Origin of the sequence: Solibacillus sp. (genome assembly GCF_040273735.1) — a bacterium.
GTDB lineage: Bacteria > Bacillota > Bacilli > Bacillales_A > Planococcaceae > Solibacillus.
Window position 1 is genome coordinate 1 of record NZ_JBELZM010000002.1, and the last position, 18,189, is coordinate 18,189.

16 protein-coding genes and 1 pseudogene are annotated in these 18,189 nt (G+C 38.6%); 14 read left to right on the top strand and 3 right to left on the bottom strand.

The features are described from left to right. From ABS917_RS02150 to ABS917_RS02160, 3 genes and pseudogenes are all read right to left on the bottom strand, one after another. A pseudogene (locus ABS917_RS02150) lies at window positions 1-164 on the bottom strand (GNAT family N-acetyltransferase); the annotation flags it as partial. Continuing rightward, window positions 164-844, bottom strand: coding sequence for a GNAT family N-acetyltransferase (locus tag ABS917_RS02155; RefSeq protein ID WP_350477467.1), 681 nt, complete (start codon window positions 842-844; stop codon window positions 164-166). The pseudogene ABS917_RS02150 and the gene ABS917_RS02155, both read right to left, overlap by 1 nt. After that, entirely contained in the window at window positions 834-1,712 is an 879-nt protein-coding gene (locus ABS917_RS02160; RefSeq protein ID WP_350477468.1) for a carbon-nitrogen hydrolase family protein, read from the bottom strand. Before ABS917_RS02160 ends, ABS917_RS02155 begins: the two co-directional genes overlap by 11 nt. A gap of 306 nt (window positions 1,713-2,018) precedes the next feature. On the opposite strand from ABS917_RS02160, the gene ABS917_RS02165 reads away from it, so the two are divergent. From ABS917_RS02165 to ABS917_RS02230, 14 genes are all read left to right on the top strand, one after another. After that, window positions 2,019-3,470 (top strand): aldehyde dehydrogenase family protein, encoded by a 1,452-nt coding sequence (locus ABS917_RS02165; RefSeq protein ID WP_350477469.1) that lies wholly within the window; start codon window positions 2,019-2,021, stop codon window positions 3,468-3,470. A gap of 393 nt (window positions 3,471-3,863) precedes the next feature. Further along, complete coding sequence (locus ABS917_RS02170; protein WP_350477470.1) at window positions 3,864-5,060, top strand: HD-GYP domain-containing protein; 1,197 nt, start codon at window positions 3,864-3,866, stop codon at window positions 5,058-5,060. A 110-nt stretch (window positions 5,061-5,170) separates the two neighbouring features. Next, a complete protein-coding gene (locus tag ABS917_RS02175; RefSeq protein WP_350477471.1) occupies window positions 5,171-6,355 on the top strand; it encodes a zinc metalloprotease in 1,185 nt (394 codons plus the stop codon). Window positions 6,356-6,570: 215 nt separating this feature from the next. Next, entirely contained in the window at window positions 6,571-7,395 is an 825-nt protein-coding gene (locus tag ABS917_RS02180) for a methyl-accepting chemotaxis protein (protein WP_350477472.1), read from the top strand. A 442-nt stretch (window positions 7,396-7,837) separates the two neighbouring features. After that, entirely contained in the window at window positions 7,838-9,286 is a 1,449-nt protein-coding gene (locus tag ABS917_RS02185) for an aryl-sulfate sulfotransferase (RefSeq protein ID WP_350477473.1), read from the top strand. A 63-nt stretch (window positions 9,287-9,349) separates the two neighbouring features. Next, window positions 9,350-10,357: an ABC transporter substrate-binding protein gene (locus ABS917_RS02190; protein ID WP_350477474.1), complete on the top strand. Its 1,008-nt coding sequence runs from the start codon at window positions 9,350-9,352 to the stop codon at window positions 10,355-10,357. A gap of 17 nt (window positions 10,358-10,374) precedes the next feature. After that, entirely contained in the window at window positions 10,375-11,154 is a 780-nt protein-coding gene (locus ABS917_RS02195) for an ABC transporter ATP-binding protein (RefSeq protein ID WP_350477475.1), read from the top strand. Window positions 11,155-11,189: 35 nt separating this feature from the next. Beyond that, complete coding sequence (locus tag ABS917_RS02200; protein ID WP_350477476.1) at window positions 11,190-12,008, top strand: ABC transporter permease; 819 nt, start codon at window positions 11,190-11,192, stop codon at window positions 12,006-12,008. A 200-nt stretch (window positions 12,009-12,208) separates the two neighbouring features. After that, complete coding sequence (cobA, locus tag ABS917_RS02205; protein ID WP_350477477.1) at window positions 12,209-12,988, top strand: uroporphyrinogen-III C-methyltransferase; 780 nt, start codon at window positions 12,209-12,211, stop codon at window positions 12,986-12,988. Window positions 12,989-13,009: 21 nt separating this feature from the next. Beyond that, window positions 13,010-13,738 (top strand): sirohydrochlorin chelatase, encoded by a 729-nt coding sequence (locus ABS917_RS02210; RefSeq protein ID WP_350477478.1) that lies wholly within the window; start codon window positions 13,010-13,012, stop codon window positions 13,736-13,738. A gap of 20 nt (window positions 13,739-13,758) precedes the next feature. Continuing rightward, a complete protein-coding gene (locus ABS917_RS02215; RefSeq protein WP_350477479.1) occupies window positions 13,759-13,902 on the top strand; it encodes a YezD family protein in 144 nt (47 codons plus the stop codon). A 24-nt stretch (window positions 13,903-13,926) separates the two neighbouring features. Continuing rightward, complete coding sequence (locus tag ABS917_RS02220) at window positions 13,927-15,750, top strand: assimilatory sulfite reductase (NADPH) flavoprotein subunit (RefSeq protein WP_350477480.1); 1,824 nt, start codon at window positions 13,927-13,929, stop codon at window positions 15,748-15,750. Window positions 15,751-15,803: 53 nt separating this feature from the next. Beyond that, window positions 15,804-17,543: an assimilatory sulfite reductase (NADPH) hemoprotein subunit gene (cysI, locus tag ABS917_RS02225; protein WP_350477481.1), complete on the top strand. Its 1,740-nt coding sequence runs from the start codon at window positions 15,804-15,806 to the stop codon at window positions 17,541-17,543. A 2-nt stretch (window positions 17,544-17,545) separates the two neighbouring features. After that, window positions 17,546-18,151, top strand: a complete 606-nt coding sequence (locus ABS917_RS02230) for a precorrin-2 dehydrogenase/sirohydrochlorin ferrochelatase family protein (protein WP_350477482.1) — start codon at window positions 17,546-17,548, stop codon at window positions 18,149-18,151. Window positions 18,152-18,189 lie beyond the last annotated feature (38 nt).

Genomic DNA, 18,189 nt, shown 5'->3' on the forward strand with positions numbered 1-18,189 from the left:
TCACCTTCGTGGACAGCGACAAATACGCGAATGCTTGAATCCTCCAGCGGTTCTTTCCATAAATCGAATGCTAATACTTCCTCCGGTGGAAACACCGTTTTTAATAGTTCATACATATCTGCAAACAGTGGGTCTGTAATCGATGTAATGCGATGATAATCCATTAATAAGCCTCCTTGATTTGGACGAAAGGATTTCGCCATTCCATTAATACACCATAATGATGCGACTCTTCATCCTCTAAATAATGGGGTACAACTTGTATCGGCATGCGACCGCAGCGTAGTAGAAATGAAATGACCTGATCGTGTATTTCACCACGCAAAACGGCTTCAATATAAGCTTCTGGTGAAAGTTGCTGGGCATGGCGATGATAGTCCGGAATCCGGCTGCCGCCAAGCAGACGAACGCGCTTTTGCTCAATGACGATTTCGTACATAGAAAGCATGAGCCATTTGCCAAGCCCTAAACTGCGGTAAGCTGGCCTCACACAAAGATCAACAATGTAGAGCGTATCGCCGTTTGGATTATGAGTACGAATATAGCCGTTATCCGTTATGTCTTCCCACGTATGTATGGGATCGTTTGGGTCAAAATCAACAAGCAAAGACGTCATGGAACCGACCAGTTTCCCGTTCACTTCAATGCAAAGTGTACCTTCCGGGAAATGTGTTACATGACTTATAAGCTGTTCTTCGTTCCACCATAGCTCTGAAGGGAATGGTGGAGGAAAGCAATCCTGTTGAATACAGATAAGGGCACCAAAATCAGCAGGCGTGTAATTCCGGATTGTCGCAAGGATTGGCTTGCTGTCATGAAACACATAAAACTGTTTACGGTACATTGATAAAACTGCTCTCCCAATCATTGTATAAATCGGTACGACGGTCACGCCACGTTGTTACAGAGCCCTTTTCGCGTACTTGATAAAGCAGTGCCAGATCTAAATCCCCCGTAACAACCATATCGTTATTGAGCTCTCCTTCGACTACGATTCCACGCGGCGGGAACGGAACATCATTTGGTGCAATAATCGCGGATTGTCCAAAATTCATGCGCATAAAATCTATGGTTGGAAGGGACCCAACAGTAGAAGCGGTAACGACATATACCTGGTTTTCAATAGCACGGGCATGGCTTGTGTATCGTACACGATGGAAGCCGTGGCGATCATCGGTACAAGATGGGCAGAAGATAACATCTGCGCCACGAGCTTTTACCATTCGAACGATTTCAGGGAACTCGATATCGTAACATGTTAAAATTGCAATTTTACCTTTTTCTGTATCAAAAAGGTGTAACTCATTACCCGCCGCCATGTTCCACTCGTTAACCTCGGTTGGGGTAATATGAAGTTTCGCCTGTGTGGCAACGGTGCCATCCGGATAAAATAAATGAGCGACATTGTAGAGTTTGTCATTGTTCCGTATGACATGGGTACCGCCAATAATATGCGTCTTTGTTTTAACAGCTAAGCTTGTAAATAAATCAAGGTACTGTACTGTAAAGTCAGGAAGCTCATTGATGGAAAGTGGCTCCCCCTTATTGTTGCCTATTGATAACAGCTGCGTCGTAAAAAACTCTGGGAATAAAATAAAATCCGTTTCGAACTCTAGGGCAGCTCGTACGTAATGGTCTACTTGCTGAGCAAACTCCTCAAATGATCGAATCGTATGAAGATGGTATTGAACAGATGATACACGTAGTTTCATATGGACCTCCTTACTATTTTTACATAATATTACCAATATATTGCTAGCAATAACAGTATGTTTTTCAGTTTATTTCAATGCGTAATTTGGAAATGAATCAGTAAATCACGTATACCGTGAAGATTTTCACTTATACTAACGTGGCAAAATACTTAAGTAGAAGATAATTTATTAAAAGAAAATGATATTTGTGGTAATAAAATGACGAATCAAGGGTACTAAGTGGAATATATACATGCTTTAAAGTAAGAGACAGAGCAACAGAGTTAAATTCTACTGCACTAAACGTTGGAAAGGATGATACCTATGAAAAAAAAATGGAACAAGCAGTTTATTGGTGGCGAATGGAGAGAAGGAAACAGCGAAAGAGTATACGTTGACCAGAATCCTTACAACGAGGAAACGATTGCGGAAATTCGTTTGGCAAATGAAAAAGACGTAGATGAGGCGTATAAAGCAGCAAAAGAAGCACAAAAAGAATGGGAACAGGTAAATGCATATCAAAGACAAGCAATCATAGAAAAAGCTGCCCAAATTGTAGAGCGAAAAAGAGAAGAAATTGTGCAAATTTTAGTGGAGGAAAATGGGGCTTCCCATACAAAAGCCAATATTGAGATTAGTGGCGCGATTGGCATTATGAAAGAGGCTGCAACGTTTCCTCTCCGGATGCATGGACAAATAATGCCATCCATTATTCCTGGGAAAGAGAATCGTGTATATCATAATCCTGCTGGGGTAGTGGGGATTATTAGTCCGTTTAACTTCCCTTTCCATTTAACGATGCGTTCTCTTGCTCCCGCTTTAGCAACAGGGAATGGGGTTGTGCTAAAACCGGATCTGCAGACAATGATTTCAGGTGGACTTATTTTAGCTGAAATTTTTGAGGAGGCAGGCATTCCTAAAGGATTATTAAATGTTACAGTTTGCAGCTCATCCGAAATTAAAGATGCATTTGTTGAGCATCCTATTCCTCAAATTATTTCTTTTACCGGATCTACAGAGGTAGGGCGCCATATTGGAGAGGTATGCGGAAGAAACTTAAAACGTGTAGCTTTAGAACTTGGCGGAAACAATGTCATGCTCGTTTTGAAAGATGCTGATGTTCAAAGAGCAGCTGCTTCGGCAGCCTTCGGTAAATTTTTAAACAGCGGACAGATTTGTATGTCTCTGAATCGGATTGTTGTTGAACGACCTGTATACGAAACGTTTATAAAAGCATTTGTGGATAGAGCATCCAAAATTAAATACGGAGATCCAAGAAATGATGATGTGGTTGTCGGCCCGCTTATTAATAATAAACAAATCTCCCGAATTCAACGATTAATCGACCAAAGTATTGAAAAAGGAGCAGAATACGCCCTTCAAGGGGAAGTGAAAGGTAATGTACTAGCTCCAACTATTTTGACGAATGTTACGAATGATATGCCGATAGCACAGGAAGAAATTTTCGGGCCTGCTGTAGGTGTAATCGTTGTAGATAGTGAGGAAGAAGCAATTCGCGTTGCCAATGACAGTGACTATGGATTGAGCGGTGCCGTTCATGCCGGTACAACAGAACATGGTGTCGAAGTGGCAAAACAGATAGTTACAGGAATGATTCACGTTAACGATCAGGGAGTCAATGATGAACCAATCGTTGCCTTTGGCGGAGAGAAAGCTTCAGGTTTAGGCCGATATGGCGGCGAATGGGCAATCCATGAATTTACGACGACAAAATGGATCTCTGTTCAGACAGACCCACGAGAATATCCGTTTTAAAATTTATATCAATAAGATTAGACCTAATCAACATTTAGATTAGGTCTTTTTATTTTTATAGTTATAAAAAGCTTTTTGGTTAATGAGTCTTTTGGTGCAGTCTCGATTAAAGTTTTTATATAAACATAAATTAAGTGATATGAAAAAAATTAGGAATTGAGTTGTATTATATAAAAGAGTATTGTTAAGATAGGCTTATTGAAATAGTAGTAAATAAATTCCTATTTTATTAGTGAATAGGTACAAAGTGAATATATTTTGGTTAATAGAGTAAATTTATAAAAAAATGAGAAATTTAAATCATAGATATATAGAACTAATTTCCAATCTCATGTTATAATGGTATGTGGAACATAAGGTCTAGTGATTGGTAATTTAATTGTGAGGTAAAAAATGAAAAAAACATCATTGCTACAAGAAGAAAAGAATTCCACGATTCTATTTTTATGGTTATTTTATGCTGTATTTTTTGTTTATGAAATCTTTTATTATAACCTTTTCCCCGCATTTCCGTGGATAGATGTAGATGCAAGGGATTCAGAATGGTTCGATTTTATGTTTGTAAAATATGGAGTTATCATTGCGCTCATCCCATTATCTATTTATTTGATTAAGACGGGAAAAGCAGAACCTTTAAAATACATAGTATTTTTTTGTTATTTTTTAACTAATGTAATTTCGGATATATTGTATTATAAAGACAGTACGCTTACTTATACTAGTGGAAACATGGTAGAACTTGTAATGATTCTTTTCTCTCCAATATTTGTGAATAAGAAATTTACATATTTTATAACAGGTGGTTTATTATTAAAATATATTTTGGTAGGTTTATTTATACAGGATCCATTGGTTTTGTTTCCGATTAGTATCATGTTTGTACTATCATTTATTTCCTTTTTACTACTACACCGCTTTTTAAATTATATTAAAGCATTAAAGTACTCATACGACGAACAATTGGAAGGTATTGTTAAAGGTGTCATTGCTATACTGGAGTTGAAGGATCCCTATACTCGTGGGCATAGTGAACGGGTTGCTGCCTATGCAATGAACATGGCAGAAGCTACAGGGAAATTTAAACCATCCGAATTAAATAATTTTTATTATGCTTGCTTGCTTCATGATATTGGAAAGGTTAATATACCGGACTCAATTTTGACAAAGTCTGGTAGATTGACAGATGAAGAATATGATATAATCAAGACACATCCTGTAGTTGGGGCTGAAGCTATTCGGGAAGTTGAAGGCATTGCCGATAATATTGATGTCATTTACCATCATCATGAAAGATGGGATGGAAAAGGGTATCCAGATGGACTAGCTGGAGATGATATTCCATTTTTAGCGAGAATTACGGCGGTTGCCGATGCTTTTGATGCAATGACTTCATCCAGATCCTATCGTCCTGCACTTCAATTGGAAGAGGCACATCAACGTATTCTCGATGGGCAAGGGAGCCAGTTCGATCCACAACTGATAGAAATATTTAGACAGATATACCCGGAATGGATGAAAATTTCTAAAATATATAGTAAGGGTATGGACATGAGAGGAGGGAAAAAACATGAAAATTCGCAAACTAAATAAAATTAAAGTTACTTGCTGGTGGTGTTGGTGGACTCCGAAAGCATGAGTAAGGAAGTTTTAGGATGCTAGAATTATAGCATCCTATTTTAATTTAAAGAGGAGGCTATACGTTGAAGGTATCCTTGCATTCCGAAATAACGTTATATCCGTTATCCATTCGTAAAGATAAAAAACATTATATTGTAGAAGAGCCGATTTCCGGGGATTTCTTTGAATTGCCTGAGATTGGTGTTGATGCCATCAAACGTATGGAACAAGGTGAGAAACTCGTTTCCATTGAATATGCATTAAAAAATTTATATCCAGATGAAGAAGTGGATATAATTGATTTTGTAGAACAGCTGTTGGAATTAGGACTTGTTCAGGAAGTGGATGGTGTGCTAATTAAAAAAGAACAGTCTAAATCCACATCACGTTCGGGTGGTTACTTATGGATTCCGCAATCGGTAGGGCGTCTATTTTTTAATGGAATGATGAACAAAATCTACTTGCTTCTGCTCGTTGCAAACATCATCATACTCATACTGAATCCGGAGCTTTTTCCCCATTACAAAGATTTATTCCTTTTCGATTCTATGGTGTTGAATATTCTTATGTATCTATCAATTTCTTTAGTATTAATTTTAATTCATGAATTCGGGCATGTTCTTGCCATTCGATCACATGACTTGCCGGCTAAATTAAGTATTGGAAACCGGCTGATATTTATAGTTTTTGAAACAGACCTCACTCAAGCCTGGAAGCTCGATCCAAAAAAGAGAAATATCCTGTATCTTGCCGGAATATCCTTTGAGCAGATCATTCTTTTCATTTCATTCGGTGTAATGCTTCTTTTTCCGGATGCAAGTATTATAGGAATTCTTGGAATCATCGTGTTGGATATTTTTATAAAACTTATTTATCAATGCTGTTTCTATATGAAAACAGATGTTTATTATGTTGTGGAAAATATAACCGGCTGTTATAACTTGATGGAAAATGGCAAAATCTATTTGAATTCTCTATTTAAAAAAAATCGAAAAGATGGAGAAAATTATAAAGAGATATTCCAAAATGAATGGAATTTGATTCGTCTGTATAGTGTATTCTACATAGTTGGAGTAGTTTTAACATTAATTCTAGCAGTTATGTATTTTGTACCTCAGCTTAATTTTACGTACTCTACTATTTATATGAACCTTCTCGGAGCAGGCGATCGTGCCGCGTTTTGGGATGCCATTGCATTTTTTGTAATGACATTGCTCATGTTTGTTCTGCTGTTATTAATCGCAAAAAAACAAAGGAATGAAAATTAGTTGGAACACTAGAATCTTTGAAATATAAAAGTATTTAATGCCTATGCTCTGCAGGGCATTTTTTTATTTATAAAATTAATTTCTTATCTAGACATATGACATTCAACCTAATCTAAGTTAAATCAATTAATATAATTGATGTTAAATATTTTACGGTAGGAGCAATTCCCTATTATAATAGAACTAAATATTCTTCATAAGGGAGCTTCTACAGTATGAAAACTTTTCCGCCTAACAATAACACTACGCAAATATTAAATGAAACATCTGTATTGACTGCACTAGAATCAAATTTGGCTATGATTGAATTCAACCTTAATAAAGAGGTTATTTGGGTGAATGAAAATTTTGCTAAAACATTAGGATATACAGTAAGTGAAATGATAAAGATGTTACATAAAGAGTTTTGCACACCTGCTTTCAAAAACAGTAGTGCCTATGAAGAATTATGGAATTGTCTTAGTAAAGGGGAAAAGTATCAAGGGAAAATTCAAAGGATTGGGAAAACCGGGAATCTGCTTTGGCTGGAAGCTACCTATATTCCAATTTTGAATGAGGAAGGTCAAGTAGAAGCTGTACTTAAAATTGCAACTAATATTACTGAGCGGGAAAATAGAACGATAAAAATTACTTCTCAATTAAAGGAAATGCCAACAGAGTTAGTAAATCTTGTTGTTGAAAATTCGATGGAAAAAATACAAGCAATTGAATCATTGGCGCAACAAATTAATTTGATTAATGATACGACTAAAAATATCCGAAATATTTCGATGCAAACGAATGTGCTTGCATTAAATGCAGCAATCGAAGCAGCCCGTGTAGGAGAACAAGGACGCGGATTTAAAGTTGTGGCAGATGAGGTACGAAAATTGGCAAGCAATGTTGATAATGCCATTAAAAATGTGGACATGAACATAGAAAATATTGCGAAAGAAGCTGGAAAAGTAAGTAAAATAACGGATGATTTACAAAGGACCGTCTCTGAAACTCAATCGAAATTTAGTAAGACCATAGAAGAATTTGAGGGGATTGTCAAATAGTGTGCCAACAAAACAAGACATTCATAATTTATAGAATGTCTTGTTTTAATTTAAAATATAATGAGTAAATCAAACAAAATAAACTGAAATTTTAAATTATTTTAAAAACCTACTTGACGAATAAGAATTAAATCGGTACGATACTGTTAACACTTTTAAAGTTAAGTAGTTTACTAGGGATTATATAAGTAACTACTACTTTAAAAATAATTTAATAAAGTGCTGATTAGACAACTAAAGGCGCTAAAAATACGTTCCTCTCACCAAACATATTGGAGGAGGCTGTATTTTTAGTGCCTTTTCTTTTTTTACTTTTGTTAAAAGGATGTCTTGAAAGGAGGTATCTAAACAACGTAAGCAATTGATAACTATTGAATGGTAATTTATTTGAACATAAAATACACGATTAACTTGAAAAAATAATAAAAAGGGAGCGGTATATATGGGAAATCCAACAATTCATCCGACAGGGGCAACAGTTTACAATCCGGAAAAGGCGGCAAGCGGTTTTACAATTTTTCAGGCTGCAAATGAAGGAGCATTACTGATTGATATGAACGGGAAAGAAGTTCATTTATGGAAAGGGCTACGCGGCTTCCCGAACAAAGTATTTCCAGGTGGTTTTGTGCTTGGGCACACATTTAACCGTGATCCACAGTATGGTTTTCAGGATGAGGGCGATTTAGTACAAATCGATTTTGAAGGGAATGTTGTATGGAAATTTGATAAGCATCAGTTTATCGAAGATCCTGGTCACGAAGCAAGATGGGTTGCACGTGCACACCACGACTATCAGCGTACGGGCAGTCCTGTAGGATATCCGGCACCTGGTCAGGAGCCGCAAACAACAGGTGGAAATACATTGATTTTGGTTCACCGTGATGTAGTGGACGAAAAAATCTCCAAACACCCATTATTGGATGATGCATTCATTGAAGTTGATTGGGAAGGCAATATCGTTTGGGAATGGAACGCACATGAGCATTTCGATGAGCTTAACTTTAGTGAGGAAGCGAAAAAGGCGATTTACGAGGAGCCGAATCGACGTTTCTTCGGTAATCATTCTGGCGACTGGCTTCACATCAATTCAATTTCATTAGTTGGTCCGAACCGCCATTACGATAATGGAGATGAGCGTTTCCATCCGGACAATATTATTTGGGATGCGCGTGAGGCAAATATTATCGCGATTACAAGCAAAGAAACAGGTAAAATCGTATGGCAACTTGGTCCTGATTATGACACTCCGGAGACAAAACATTTAGGATGGATTATCGGGCAGCATCATGCACATATCATCCCTAAAGGATTGCCAGGTGAGGGCAATGTTTTAGTATTTGACAACGGAGGCTGGGGAGGATACGGTGCACCGAATCCAAACTCGGTTGACGGTAATAAAGTAGCAATCCGTGATCATTCCCGCATTTTGGAAATCGATCCGGTTACACTTGAAATTGTATGGCAATATACTGGGCTTGAAGCGAAGTTTTCGGTACCAACGGATTCCTATAAATTCTACAGTCCTTATATTAGTTCGGCACAACGTCTGGAAAATGGAAATACACTTATTACAGAAGGCTCGAATGGTCGTATTTTTGAAGTGACTGCAGACCACGAGATTGTATGGGAATATATTTCTGCATATAAAAATGAACGAGGGTCAAATATGGTCTATCGCGCATATCGTGTTCCTTACAACTGGGTACCTCAATTGGAAACGCCGGTTGAAGTAGAAATCAAGCCGATTGATGTGAGAGATTTCCGCGTGCCAAATGCGGCAGAAGGCGGTGCTCATTCGGTTGCTGAAATCAAAGAAGCTTTTTCTTATGGAGAAGGAGCGCTTTGCGTTGCGCGTTATGATGAGACAGTGGCAAAGAAAATTACAACATAATTTCTAAAAAAATAATTCCTAGTATAAAAGTAAAAATAGTTTGTTAATGGAAAGAGTGAAAATATGAAATTAAAAGGATCGATACATGTACTGCTCTTATTTGTGATGGCTCTTATATTGGCTGCATGCGGTAATGATGCAAATTCAGCCAATGCTGGAGGCAAAACAATTCGGGCAGCAATTGATACAGCAGCAGGAGGCTCATTCCAAATTCGGGCTGCTGCCCATAACAGTTATTTTGCGGATAGAAAATTAAATGTAGAGCTTTCCAATTTTGCCTACGGAATTGATACTGTGAACGCTGTTTTGACAAAGCAGGCAGATACAGGATTGGCAGCAGATTATGCATTACTGAATTCACTAGGGAAAGGTGATTTCGTCGTCGTTTCTTCACTGACAGGGAGCGATGAGCAATTCAACTCTGTCAGTCTGTCGGAAATTTTGGCAGTAAAGGGCATAGAGGTACCGGCGGATATTAAAGGTAAAAAAATAGGTGTTGCAAAAGGAACTGTTTCTGAATACCAATGGGCTAAATACTTAGAGCATTACAGTATCAGCGAGGACGATATTAAATATGTACCGTACAGTACACCTGATGAAGCTATCGTCGGAATGAAAAAAGGGGATATCGATGTCGTTATTGGATCGGGTGCCTTAATAGAGAAATTCAAAAAAATTGATGATGTGCATGAAATCGACCGATTGAGTTCTGTACCTGATTTAAGTGTATCGAGCTATTTAATTGTGGACCGTAAATTTGCAGAAGCAAATTCAGAAGAAATCGGGAAGTTCCTTGAAGGCATTGAACAAGGAGTTGAGTATGTAAAGGGAAATCCGGAAGGAACGGCGGACATCGGCTATAAAGAGTTGAAAATCGCAAAAGAAGACATACTGCTTGATTTAAAACGAGTAAACTATACGCTCGGTTTTACGAAAGAAGATTATACACATTTATCCAACATGAAAGAGTATTTGCTGGAGCGCGGTATTTTGGATGAAGATTTTGATTTGGATGAAAAGCTGTATCTAGATCCGGCGAAGCAAGTATTGCAAGACAAGGTAACTTACTAAATAAGGGGGAAAAGGCAATGCTGAATACGATGACAGAAGAAGCAATTGTAATTAAAAATGGTGCCAAAACATTTCAAACAGATGTTGAAAATCCGGCGTATGTATTAAAAAATGTAGATTTATCGATTAAGAAGGGCGAGTTTTATGTCCTTCTAGGACCAAGTGGCTGCGGTAAATCGACACTGCTGAATATTATTGCGGGATTTTTGGATTTGTCGGTTGGCGAATTGCAAATTGTGACTTCTCGTGGAGAAAACCGAGATGGACGTGGTTTCGTTTTTCAGTCAGCGGATTCAGCATTGTTCCCTTGGTTAACTGTTGAGGAGAATATTTCATTTGGCTTAAAAATGAAGAAGGTGCCTGCAGAAGAGCGAAAAAAGGTAGCCAATACTTTCATAAAGCTAACGGGTTTACTTGGCCATGCAAAAAAGTTTCCTGATAATTTGTCGGGCGGGATGAAGCAGCGTGTACAGCTTGCTCGTGTTTTGGCAAATGAGCCTGAAATCTTATTAATGGATGAGCCTTTTGGAGCACTTGATGCAATGACACGACGAACAATGCAAAATGAGCTTATCCGAATTTGGAAAGAAACAAATAAAACCGTTATCTTTGTGACACATGACATTCAGGAAGCGATTCTTTTAGGTCAGAAGATTGGCATTATGTCTGTTGGTCCGAATTCCCGGATCGAGACGACTTATGACGTAAACCTGCCTTATCCTCGTGATATAACAAGTGTTGATTTCAACAAATATTATAAGCAAGTTCAGACCCATTTTGAGGACTTTTCGATTTAATAAAAGCTTTAATTGAAATAAAAGGAGGCAGCTTTATGACGACGATTGAACTGAAAAAAGGACAGCAAGTGGCACCTGTCGTAAAGGTAAAGAAGAAAATCCGAATCGGTAAATTGATATTACAGTCAGGTATTATTGGCTGGTTATTCATTCTGCTCGTATGGCAAATTGCATCGATGTTTTCCGAACCGATGTTTTTGCCAAGCCCATATTTAACATTGATTGGGGCGATTGAAATTGCCAGTGATGGGACGTTGTTTCTCTATATGGGTTACAGTTTCTTACGGGTGCTGGCAGGATGGACACTCGGGCTTCTAATTGCTGTACCATTTGGTCTGCTAATAGGAACAAACAAGTTTGTGCGGGCACTGTTTGAACCGGTTATTAACTTTGTGCGATTCATCCCGCCGCTTGCATTCATTACTTTATTTATGCTGTGGTTTGGGATTGGCGAACAGTCAAAAGTATTTTTAATTGTCTATGCAACATTTTTTGTCATTACGATCAATACATTAACAGGGGTACTATCTATTTCGAACGATAAATTGTTATCTGCTAAAAGTATGGGGGCTTCGAAATTCCAGACGCTTATTTATGTCGTTATTCCTGCAACAATCCCATACATATTCACAGGTGCGAAGCTTGCAATGGGTTCATCTTTCATGGCGATTGTCGGTGCGGAAATGGTCGCTGCAAATGAAGGAATCGGTTTTATGATCTGGAATGCACGACTGTACTTTAAAACAGATTGGATTTTTGTAGGGCTTGTTGTTCTTGGGCTAATGGGCTTTATTATGGACCGGGTTTTCGCATATACAGGACGCAAGCTGCTTAGTCGCTATAAAGTTGTGTAACATAAAAATGGGCTAAACGAAATTGTTTAGCTTATTTTTTGAAAGACTTTAAGAGCAATAACAAATAATCGGTTTGTACTATTAATCTAATTATTCATATTTTTTTACTTGGTTTTATTGATTTGTAGAAAATTTCCATGTATCATATGGTTTATTATACAAATATTTGGACTTTTGTTTTTATAAAGGAGAGTAACTTAATGGGGAAAGTATATATTGTTGGTGCAGGCCCTGGTGATGTGGATTTAATCACCGTAAAAGGGTTGCGTTGTATTCAAGAAGCAGATGTAATTTTATATGATCGATTAATTAACAATGAGTTGCTTTCTTATGCAAAGCGTGGGGCACAGTTAATATTCTGCGGGAAATTGCCGAACCGTCATGCAATGATTCAGGAAAATATTAATCTTTCATTAGTTCATCATGCTTTGCAAGGTAAAACGGTGACCCGATTAAAAGGTGGCGATCCATTCGTTTTTGGACGTGGCGCTGAAGAAGCGGAAGTGTTAGCGGAAAATGGCATACCTTTTGAAGTTGTGCCCGGAATTACATCTGGCATTGCGGCTCCGGCCTATGCAGGTATACCGGTTACCCATCGCGAATTGGGTTCCAGTTTTGCGATTGTCACAGGACATATGCGCGAAGGAAAGGACGATTCTATTCAATGGGAGAGTCTGGCAAAAGGCATTGATACTCTTGCCATCTATATGGGGGTAGGTAATTTGCCGTATATTTGCCGGCAACTTTTAACGTATGGACGTGACGCATCAACACCTGTTGCATTAGTACATATGGGAACTTTTGAGCAACAGCAGACGATTACAGGCACACTTGGTACGATCGTTGATATTGCTAGAGCAAACGATGTAAAAAATCCAAGCATCATTATCGTGGGAGAAGTCGTAGCGTTACGAGAAAAAATAGCTTGGTATGAGCAAACAGTACAACAGGACAAAAGATTGAAAGAAAAAATTGTGTAAAGCAGGAAGCAGGTGACTCTGATGAAGGCAATTTTGTATGTTGGGCACGGAACACGTTTGAAGAAAGGTGTTGAAGAAGCGATACGTTTTCTTGATAAAACAAAGTCTTTTTTAGAAGCCGAAATTCAGGAAACCGCCTTCTTGGAACTAGTCGAGCCGAATATTGTTGAAGGCGTTACAAATTGTGTCAATAAAGGTGCAACACATATTTCGGTTGTCCCGATTCTATTATTAACGGCTCAGCATGCTAATGAAGATATACCTGCTGAAATAAAAATCGCAAAAGAACGTTTCCCGCATGTAACCTTTAAAATCGGACGCCCTTTTGGAATTCATTCAGCTTTAATTGAGACAGTTTATGAAAGAATTGCTGAACAACAGATTCCGATCAATGCCGATGCAGAAGTTATATTGATCGGCAGAGGAAGCAGCGACAATGCCGTTGTGAGAGATATGGCGATAATCAGTGGACAGCTAAAGGCAACTTACGGCTTCCGGGAAGTAAAATCTTGTTTTTTATATGGTGCAGGTCCGTCTTTTGATCAGGCATTAGTTCAGCTGAAATCAAAGCAGTCGAAGCAAGTTTTTATTGTACCTTATTTATTGTTTTCAGGACTTTTAAGTATAGGAATTGAAAAGAAAATACGGACGCTTGAGCTTGATCCATCTTCCGTAATTTTATGTAACCATTTGGGCTATAACGAAAAAGTACGGAATGTTTTGCTGGAAAGAGTGCAAGAGGTCATCTGAAAATTAGGAGGCATTTAATTATGACGAAATCAAAAGATATTTCCGAAACGATTGAGAAAATTAAAGATACGGTTGCATCTGTTAAATATGGAACAGTGACTTTAGTTATTCAGGACGGCCATGTTGTACAAATTGAAAAAAACGAAAAAATAAGATTGAAATAAAACAAGATTCGCGAGGTGGAAGTTTTGACGTTAAATCTGCATAATAGCCCATTTTCCGAGGCACAGACAAAATTAATCAATGAGCTATATCCAACATTAACGGACTATCAAAAAGTTTGGTTGAACGGTTATTTAAGCGCAATACAAACAATTGGAGATTCCAGTCAGCCCCTTGAAGTAACGGTTACTGAACAAGGGCAAACTGTTGCAGTACTGGAGGCAGTCAAACAGGAGGCAACAATTTTATATGGTTCACAAACAGGCAATGCACAAAGTGTTGCAAGTAAATTGAAAACTGCTTTAGAGTCACAGGGGGTCGAGGTAGCTCTGTCAGCAATGTCTGATTTTAAGACTAATAATCTGAAAAAACAGAAAAATATTTTCGTTATTACAAGTACGCACGGTGAAGGCGATCCACCGGATAATGCTATTTCCTTCCATAACTTCCTATATGGTAAACGTGCGCCGAAACTGGAGGATGTATCTTTCTCTGTTTTATCGTTAGGCGATAGCTCGTATGAATTTTTCTGTAAAACAGGAATTGATTTTGATGAACAATTGGAAAAATTGGGAGGAAAGCGGCTAGTACCCCGCATTGATTGTGATTTGGATTATGATGATCTTGCATCAGAGTGGATCGGGAGTATCGTAGAAGCACTGGCACAAAATACGCCGAACAAACAGCTGGAAGTACAAAAAAAACCGGTTGCGGTAAGTGTATGCGAAGAATCTATATACAACAAAAATAATCCCTTTTATGCGGAAGTACTGGAAAGTATCAATTTAAATGGCCGCGGATCGAATAAACATACGCAGCATTTGGAGCTTTCATTGGAAGGGTCCGGTTTGACTTATGAGCCGGGCGACAGTGTCGGCATTCTTCCGGAAAATGATGCAAACCTAGTAACTGCATTACTTTTATCGCTTGGCTTTGAAGGGTCAGAAATAGTATCTGTGAAAAACCAGTCTATAACATTAAGTGAAGCGCTCACTTCCCATTTAGAAATTACAGTACTTTCAAAACCATTAATACAAAAGCTGGCAGCCTTTTCAACGAATGAAGAGCTTAAGAATTTGCTGGAAGATGATGTCAATTTGAAAGAATATATTTATGGACGCGACTTGCTGGATGTTGTGCAAACTTATGGTCCTTTCAACTGGACTGCTCAGCAATTTGTTGATCAGCTTCGTAAAAATCCAGTACGCCTATATTCGATTGCAAGCAGCCAAAAGGCGAATGAAGAAGAAGTTCATTTAACAATCGGTAAAGTATTCTATGAAGTAGATGAACGTGAGCGTCTAGGTGTTATTTCGGGCCAAGTGACAGAACGAATTGAAATTGGGGATAAAGTTCCGGTATATATTCATAAAAACCCGAATTTCCGTCTGCCTGAAGATACAACAACACCAATTATTATGATTGGTGCCGGCACAGGCATTGCGCCGTACCGTTCATTTTTGGAAGAACGTGCTGAAGAAGGAATAGAAAGTAATGCATGGCTGTTTTTCGGTGACCAGCATTTTGTTACAGATTTCCTGTATCAGACTGAACTGCAGCGGTGGCTCAAAGATGGGACATTGACGAAGTTATCTGTGGCCTTTTCACGCGATACCGAACAGAAAGTTTATGTACAGCATCGATTGCTTGAAAACGCTGCAGAAGTATATAGATGGATAAATGAAGGTGCGGTTATCTACGTATGTGGCGATGAGAAACATATGGCACAGGATGTGGATCAGACATTGCGCAAAATTGTTGCGGAACAGGGCGGCAAAACGAATGCAGAAGCTTCACTGTTTTTTAATGAGCTTAAAAGTCAAAAACGGTATCAGCGAGACGTTTATTAAACTATTTAGCTTGTAATTGACCGTTAAGTTTATCATAGATTGGAGAGAGATATATGAGCCAGAAAATCGTACTCCCCCCACAGCCGGGGAAACCGAATGATGTCGAACGAATTAAAGACGAAAGTAATTATTTGCGGGGAACTTTAGAAAAAACAATGCAGTATCCAATTAGTTCAGGAATTCCAGATGATGATAATCGTCTCATGAAATTTCATGGCAGCTATTTGCAGGATGATCGGGATTTACGTACAGAACGTGAACGACAAAAGCTGGAGCCAGCCTATCAATTTATGGTCCGTGTCCGAACTCCAGGAGGTGCGGCAACACCGGAACAGTGGCTTGTAATGGATGAGATGGCGGAAAAGTACGGGAATGGGTCACTAAAGTTAACGACTCGTCAGGCATTCCAGGTGCATGGCATTTTAAAATGGAATGTCAAAAAGTATATGCAGGAAATTCATGAAGTACTGCTTGACTGTATCGCTGCATGCGGTGACGTAAACCGAAATGTGATGTGTAATGTTAACCCGAATCAATCAGAATTTCATGAAGAAGTATATAATTGGTCGGCGAGGTTAAGTGAACATTTACTGCCTCGTACTCGTGCATACCATGAACTATGGCTCGATGGGGAAAAAGTTTACGATGGAACACAAGATACAGAAATAGAGCCGGTTTACGGTGCCTTGTATTTACCGCGTAAATTTAAAATCGGTATTGCCGTTCCTCCGAGCAATGATATTGATGTATTTTCACAGGATATTGGTTTTATTGCCGTTGCTGAAAAAGACGAGCTGCTAGGCTTTAATGTCGCGGTAGGCGGCGGGATGGGTATGACACATGGTGATAAAGAAACATACCCGCAATTAGGACGTTTAATCGGTTATATTCCAAAAGAACGTCTGCTTGAAACAGCCGAGAAAATTTTAACAATCCAACGCGACTACGGAAATCGTGCGGAACGTAAAAAAGCCCGCTTTAAATATACGGTGGATACAAAAGGTTTGGATTTTATTAAACAAGAGCTGCATCATCGTTTAGGGTGGGAACTTGAAGAAGTAAAACCGTACACATTCAATCGTACAGGAGATGAGTACGGCTGGATTAAAGGCAAAAATGGAAAATGGCACTTTACATTATTTATTCAAAATGGCCGTATTAAAGATTTTGAGGATTATCAATTAAAAACAGGCTTGCGTGAAATTGCGAAAGTGCATACAGGGGTTTTCCGTTTAACACCAAACCAGAATCTTTTGATCGCAGATGTAACACCACAGAAAAAAACGGTCATTGATAAGCTATTAAAAGCTTACAACATTACGGACGGTGCACATTACTCAGCACTGCGCCGCAATTCAATTGCCTGTGTATCATTACCGACATGCGGTTTGGCAATGGCAGAGGCGGAGCGTTATTTGCCTTCGTTAATTACAAAAATTGATGAAATACTGGCGGATAACGGGCTGCGTGAAACCGAGATCGGTATTCGTATGTCAGGATGCCCGAACGGCTGTTCACGTGCAGCAATGGGCGAAATCGGCTTTATCGGAAAAGGACCTGGCAAATATAATTTATACTTGGGCGGCGATTTTAAAGGACAGCGCCTAAATAAAATCTACAAAGAAAATATTGGTGAAGAAGAAATATTGAGCATCCTTGCACCAATCTTTTCTGAGTACGCAAAAGAGCGTATCGAAGGTGAACATTTTGGTGATTTCACGATACGTAAAGGTTATGTAGAAGCAGTAACAGATGGCCGACAATTTCATGAACTAAGCGAAGTGCGAAGCTGACGATGTTTCCAATGATGGTCGATTTACGAAATAGGAAATTGGTTGTAATAGGAGGCGGAAAAATCGCAACTAAGCGAATCGAGTCGTTATTACGCTTCCAACCGAAAATTACAGTTGTAAGTCCAGTGCTTGAGGCAAGTTTGCATGCCCTTGCTAAAAGTGGTGAAATCGAGCATATTGCTAGAGCATTTCAAATTGGTGATGTGCAAGGAGCCCTTCTCGTCATTGCCGCTACAGATGATGCAGTGGTAAATCAACGGGTGAAAGAGAGCTGCAACGCCAATCAGCTCCTTAATATTGTTGATGATCCGGCCAATAGTTCGTTTCATTTTCCGGCAATGTATGAGAAAAATGAAATTACGATTGCGGTGACGACGAGCGGAATAAGTCCGATACTCGCCAAAAATCTGCGGGACGAGTTTGCAGCCATTGTTGATGGATTTGAACCGGAATACTTATTATTTTTAAAGGAAGTTCGTCGGCTGGTAAAAATGAGTCAATTTTCAAAAGAGCGGAAGCTTACTCTGTTAAAGGATTGCTTGGAAGAATGTTATCAATCCAATTCGATTCAACGGAAAATTTTTCTGGAAAAGATGTTTGACTCCTAATAAAATCAACAAATTAATAATAAAGGAGCAGTCACAAT

Bases quoted from the DNA above. Each gene is read 5' to 3' on its own strand.
- ABS917_RS02155 (WP_350477467.1), bottom strand. From the start codon at position 844: ATGTACCGTAAACAGTTTTATGTGTTTCATGACAGCAAGCCAATCCTT.
- ABS917_RS02160 (WP_350477468.1), bottom strand. From the start codon at position 1,712: ATGAAACTACGTGTATCATCTGTTCAATACCATCTTCATACGATTCGA.
- ABS917_RS02165 (WP_350477469.1), top strand. From the start codon at position 2,019: ATGAAAAAAAAATGGAACAAGCAGTTTATTGGTGGCGAATGGAGAGAA.
- ABS917_RS02170 (WP_350477470.1), top strand. From the start codon at position 3,864: ATGAAAAAAACATCATTGCTACAAGAAGAAAAGAATTCCACGATTCTA.
- ABS917_RS02180 (WP_350477472.1), top strand. From the start codon at position 6,571: ATGAAAACTTTTCCGCCTAACAATAACACTACGCAAATATTAAATGAA.
- ABS917_RS02185 (WP_350477473.1), top strand. From the start codon at position 7,838: ATGGGAAATCCAACAATTCATCCGACAGGGGCAACAGTTTACAATCCG.
- ABS917_RS02190 (WP_350477474.1), top strand. From the start codon at position 9,350: ATGAAATTAAAAGGATCGATACATGTACTGCTCTTATTTGTGATGGCT.
- ABS917_RS02195 (WP_350477475.1), top strand. From the start codon at position 10,375: ATGCTGAATACGATGACAGAAGAAGCAATTGTAATTAAAAATGGTGCC.
- ABS917_RS02200 (WP_350477476.1), top strand. From the start codon at position 11,190: ATGACGACGATTGAACTGAAAAAAGGACAGCAAGTGGCACCTGTCGTA.
- cobA (WP_350477477.1), top strand. From the start codon at position 12,209: ATGGGGAAAGTATATATTGTTGGTGCAGGCCCTGGTGATGTGGATTTA.
- ABS917_RS02210 (WP_350477478.1), top strand. From the start codon at position 13,010: ATGAAGGCAATTTTGTATGTTGGGCACGGAACACGTTTGAAGAAAGGT.
- ABS917_RS02215 (WP_350477479.1), top strand. From the start codon at position 13,759: ATGACGAAATCAAAAGATATTTCCGAAACGATTGAGAAAATTAAAGAT.
- cysI (WP_350477481.1), top strand. From the start codon at position 15,804: ATGAGCCAGAAAATCGTACTCCCCCCACAGCCGGGGAAACCGAATGAT.
- ABS917_RS02230 (WP_350477482.1), top strand. From the start codon at position 17,546: ATGTTTCCAATGATGGTCGATTTACGAAATAGGAAATTGGTTGTAATA.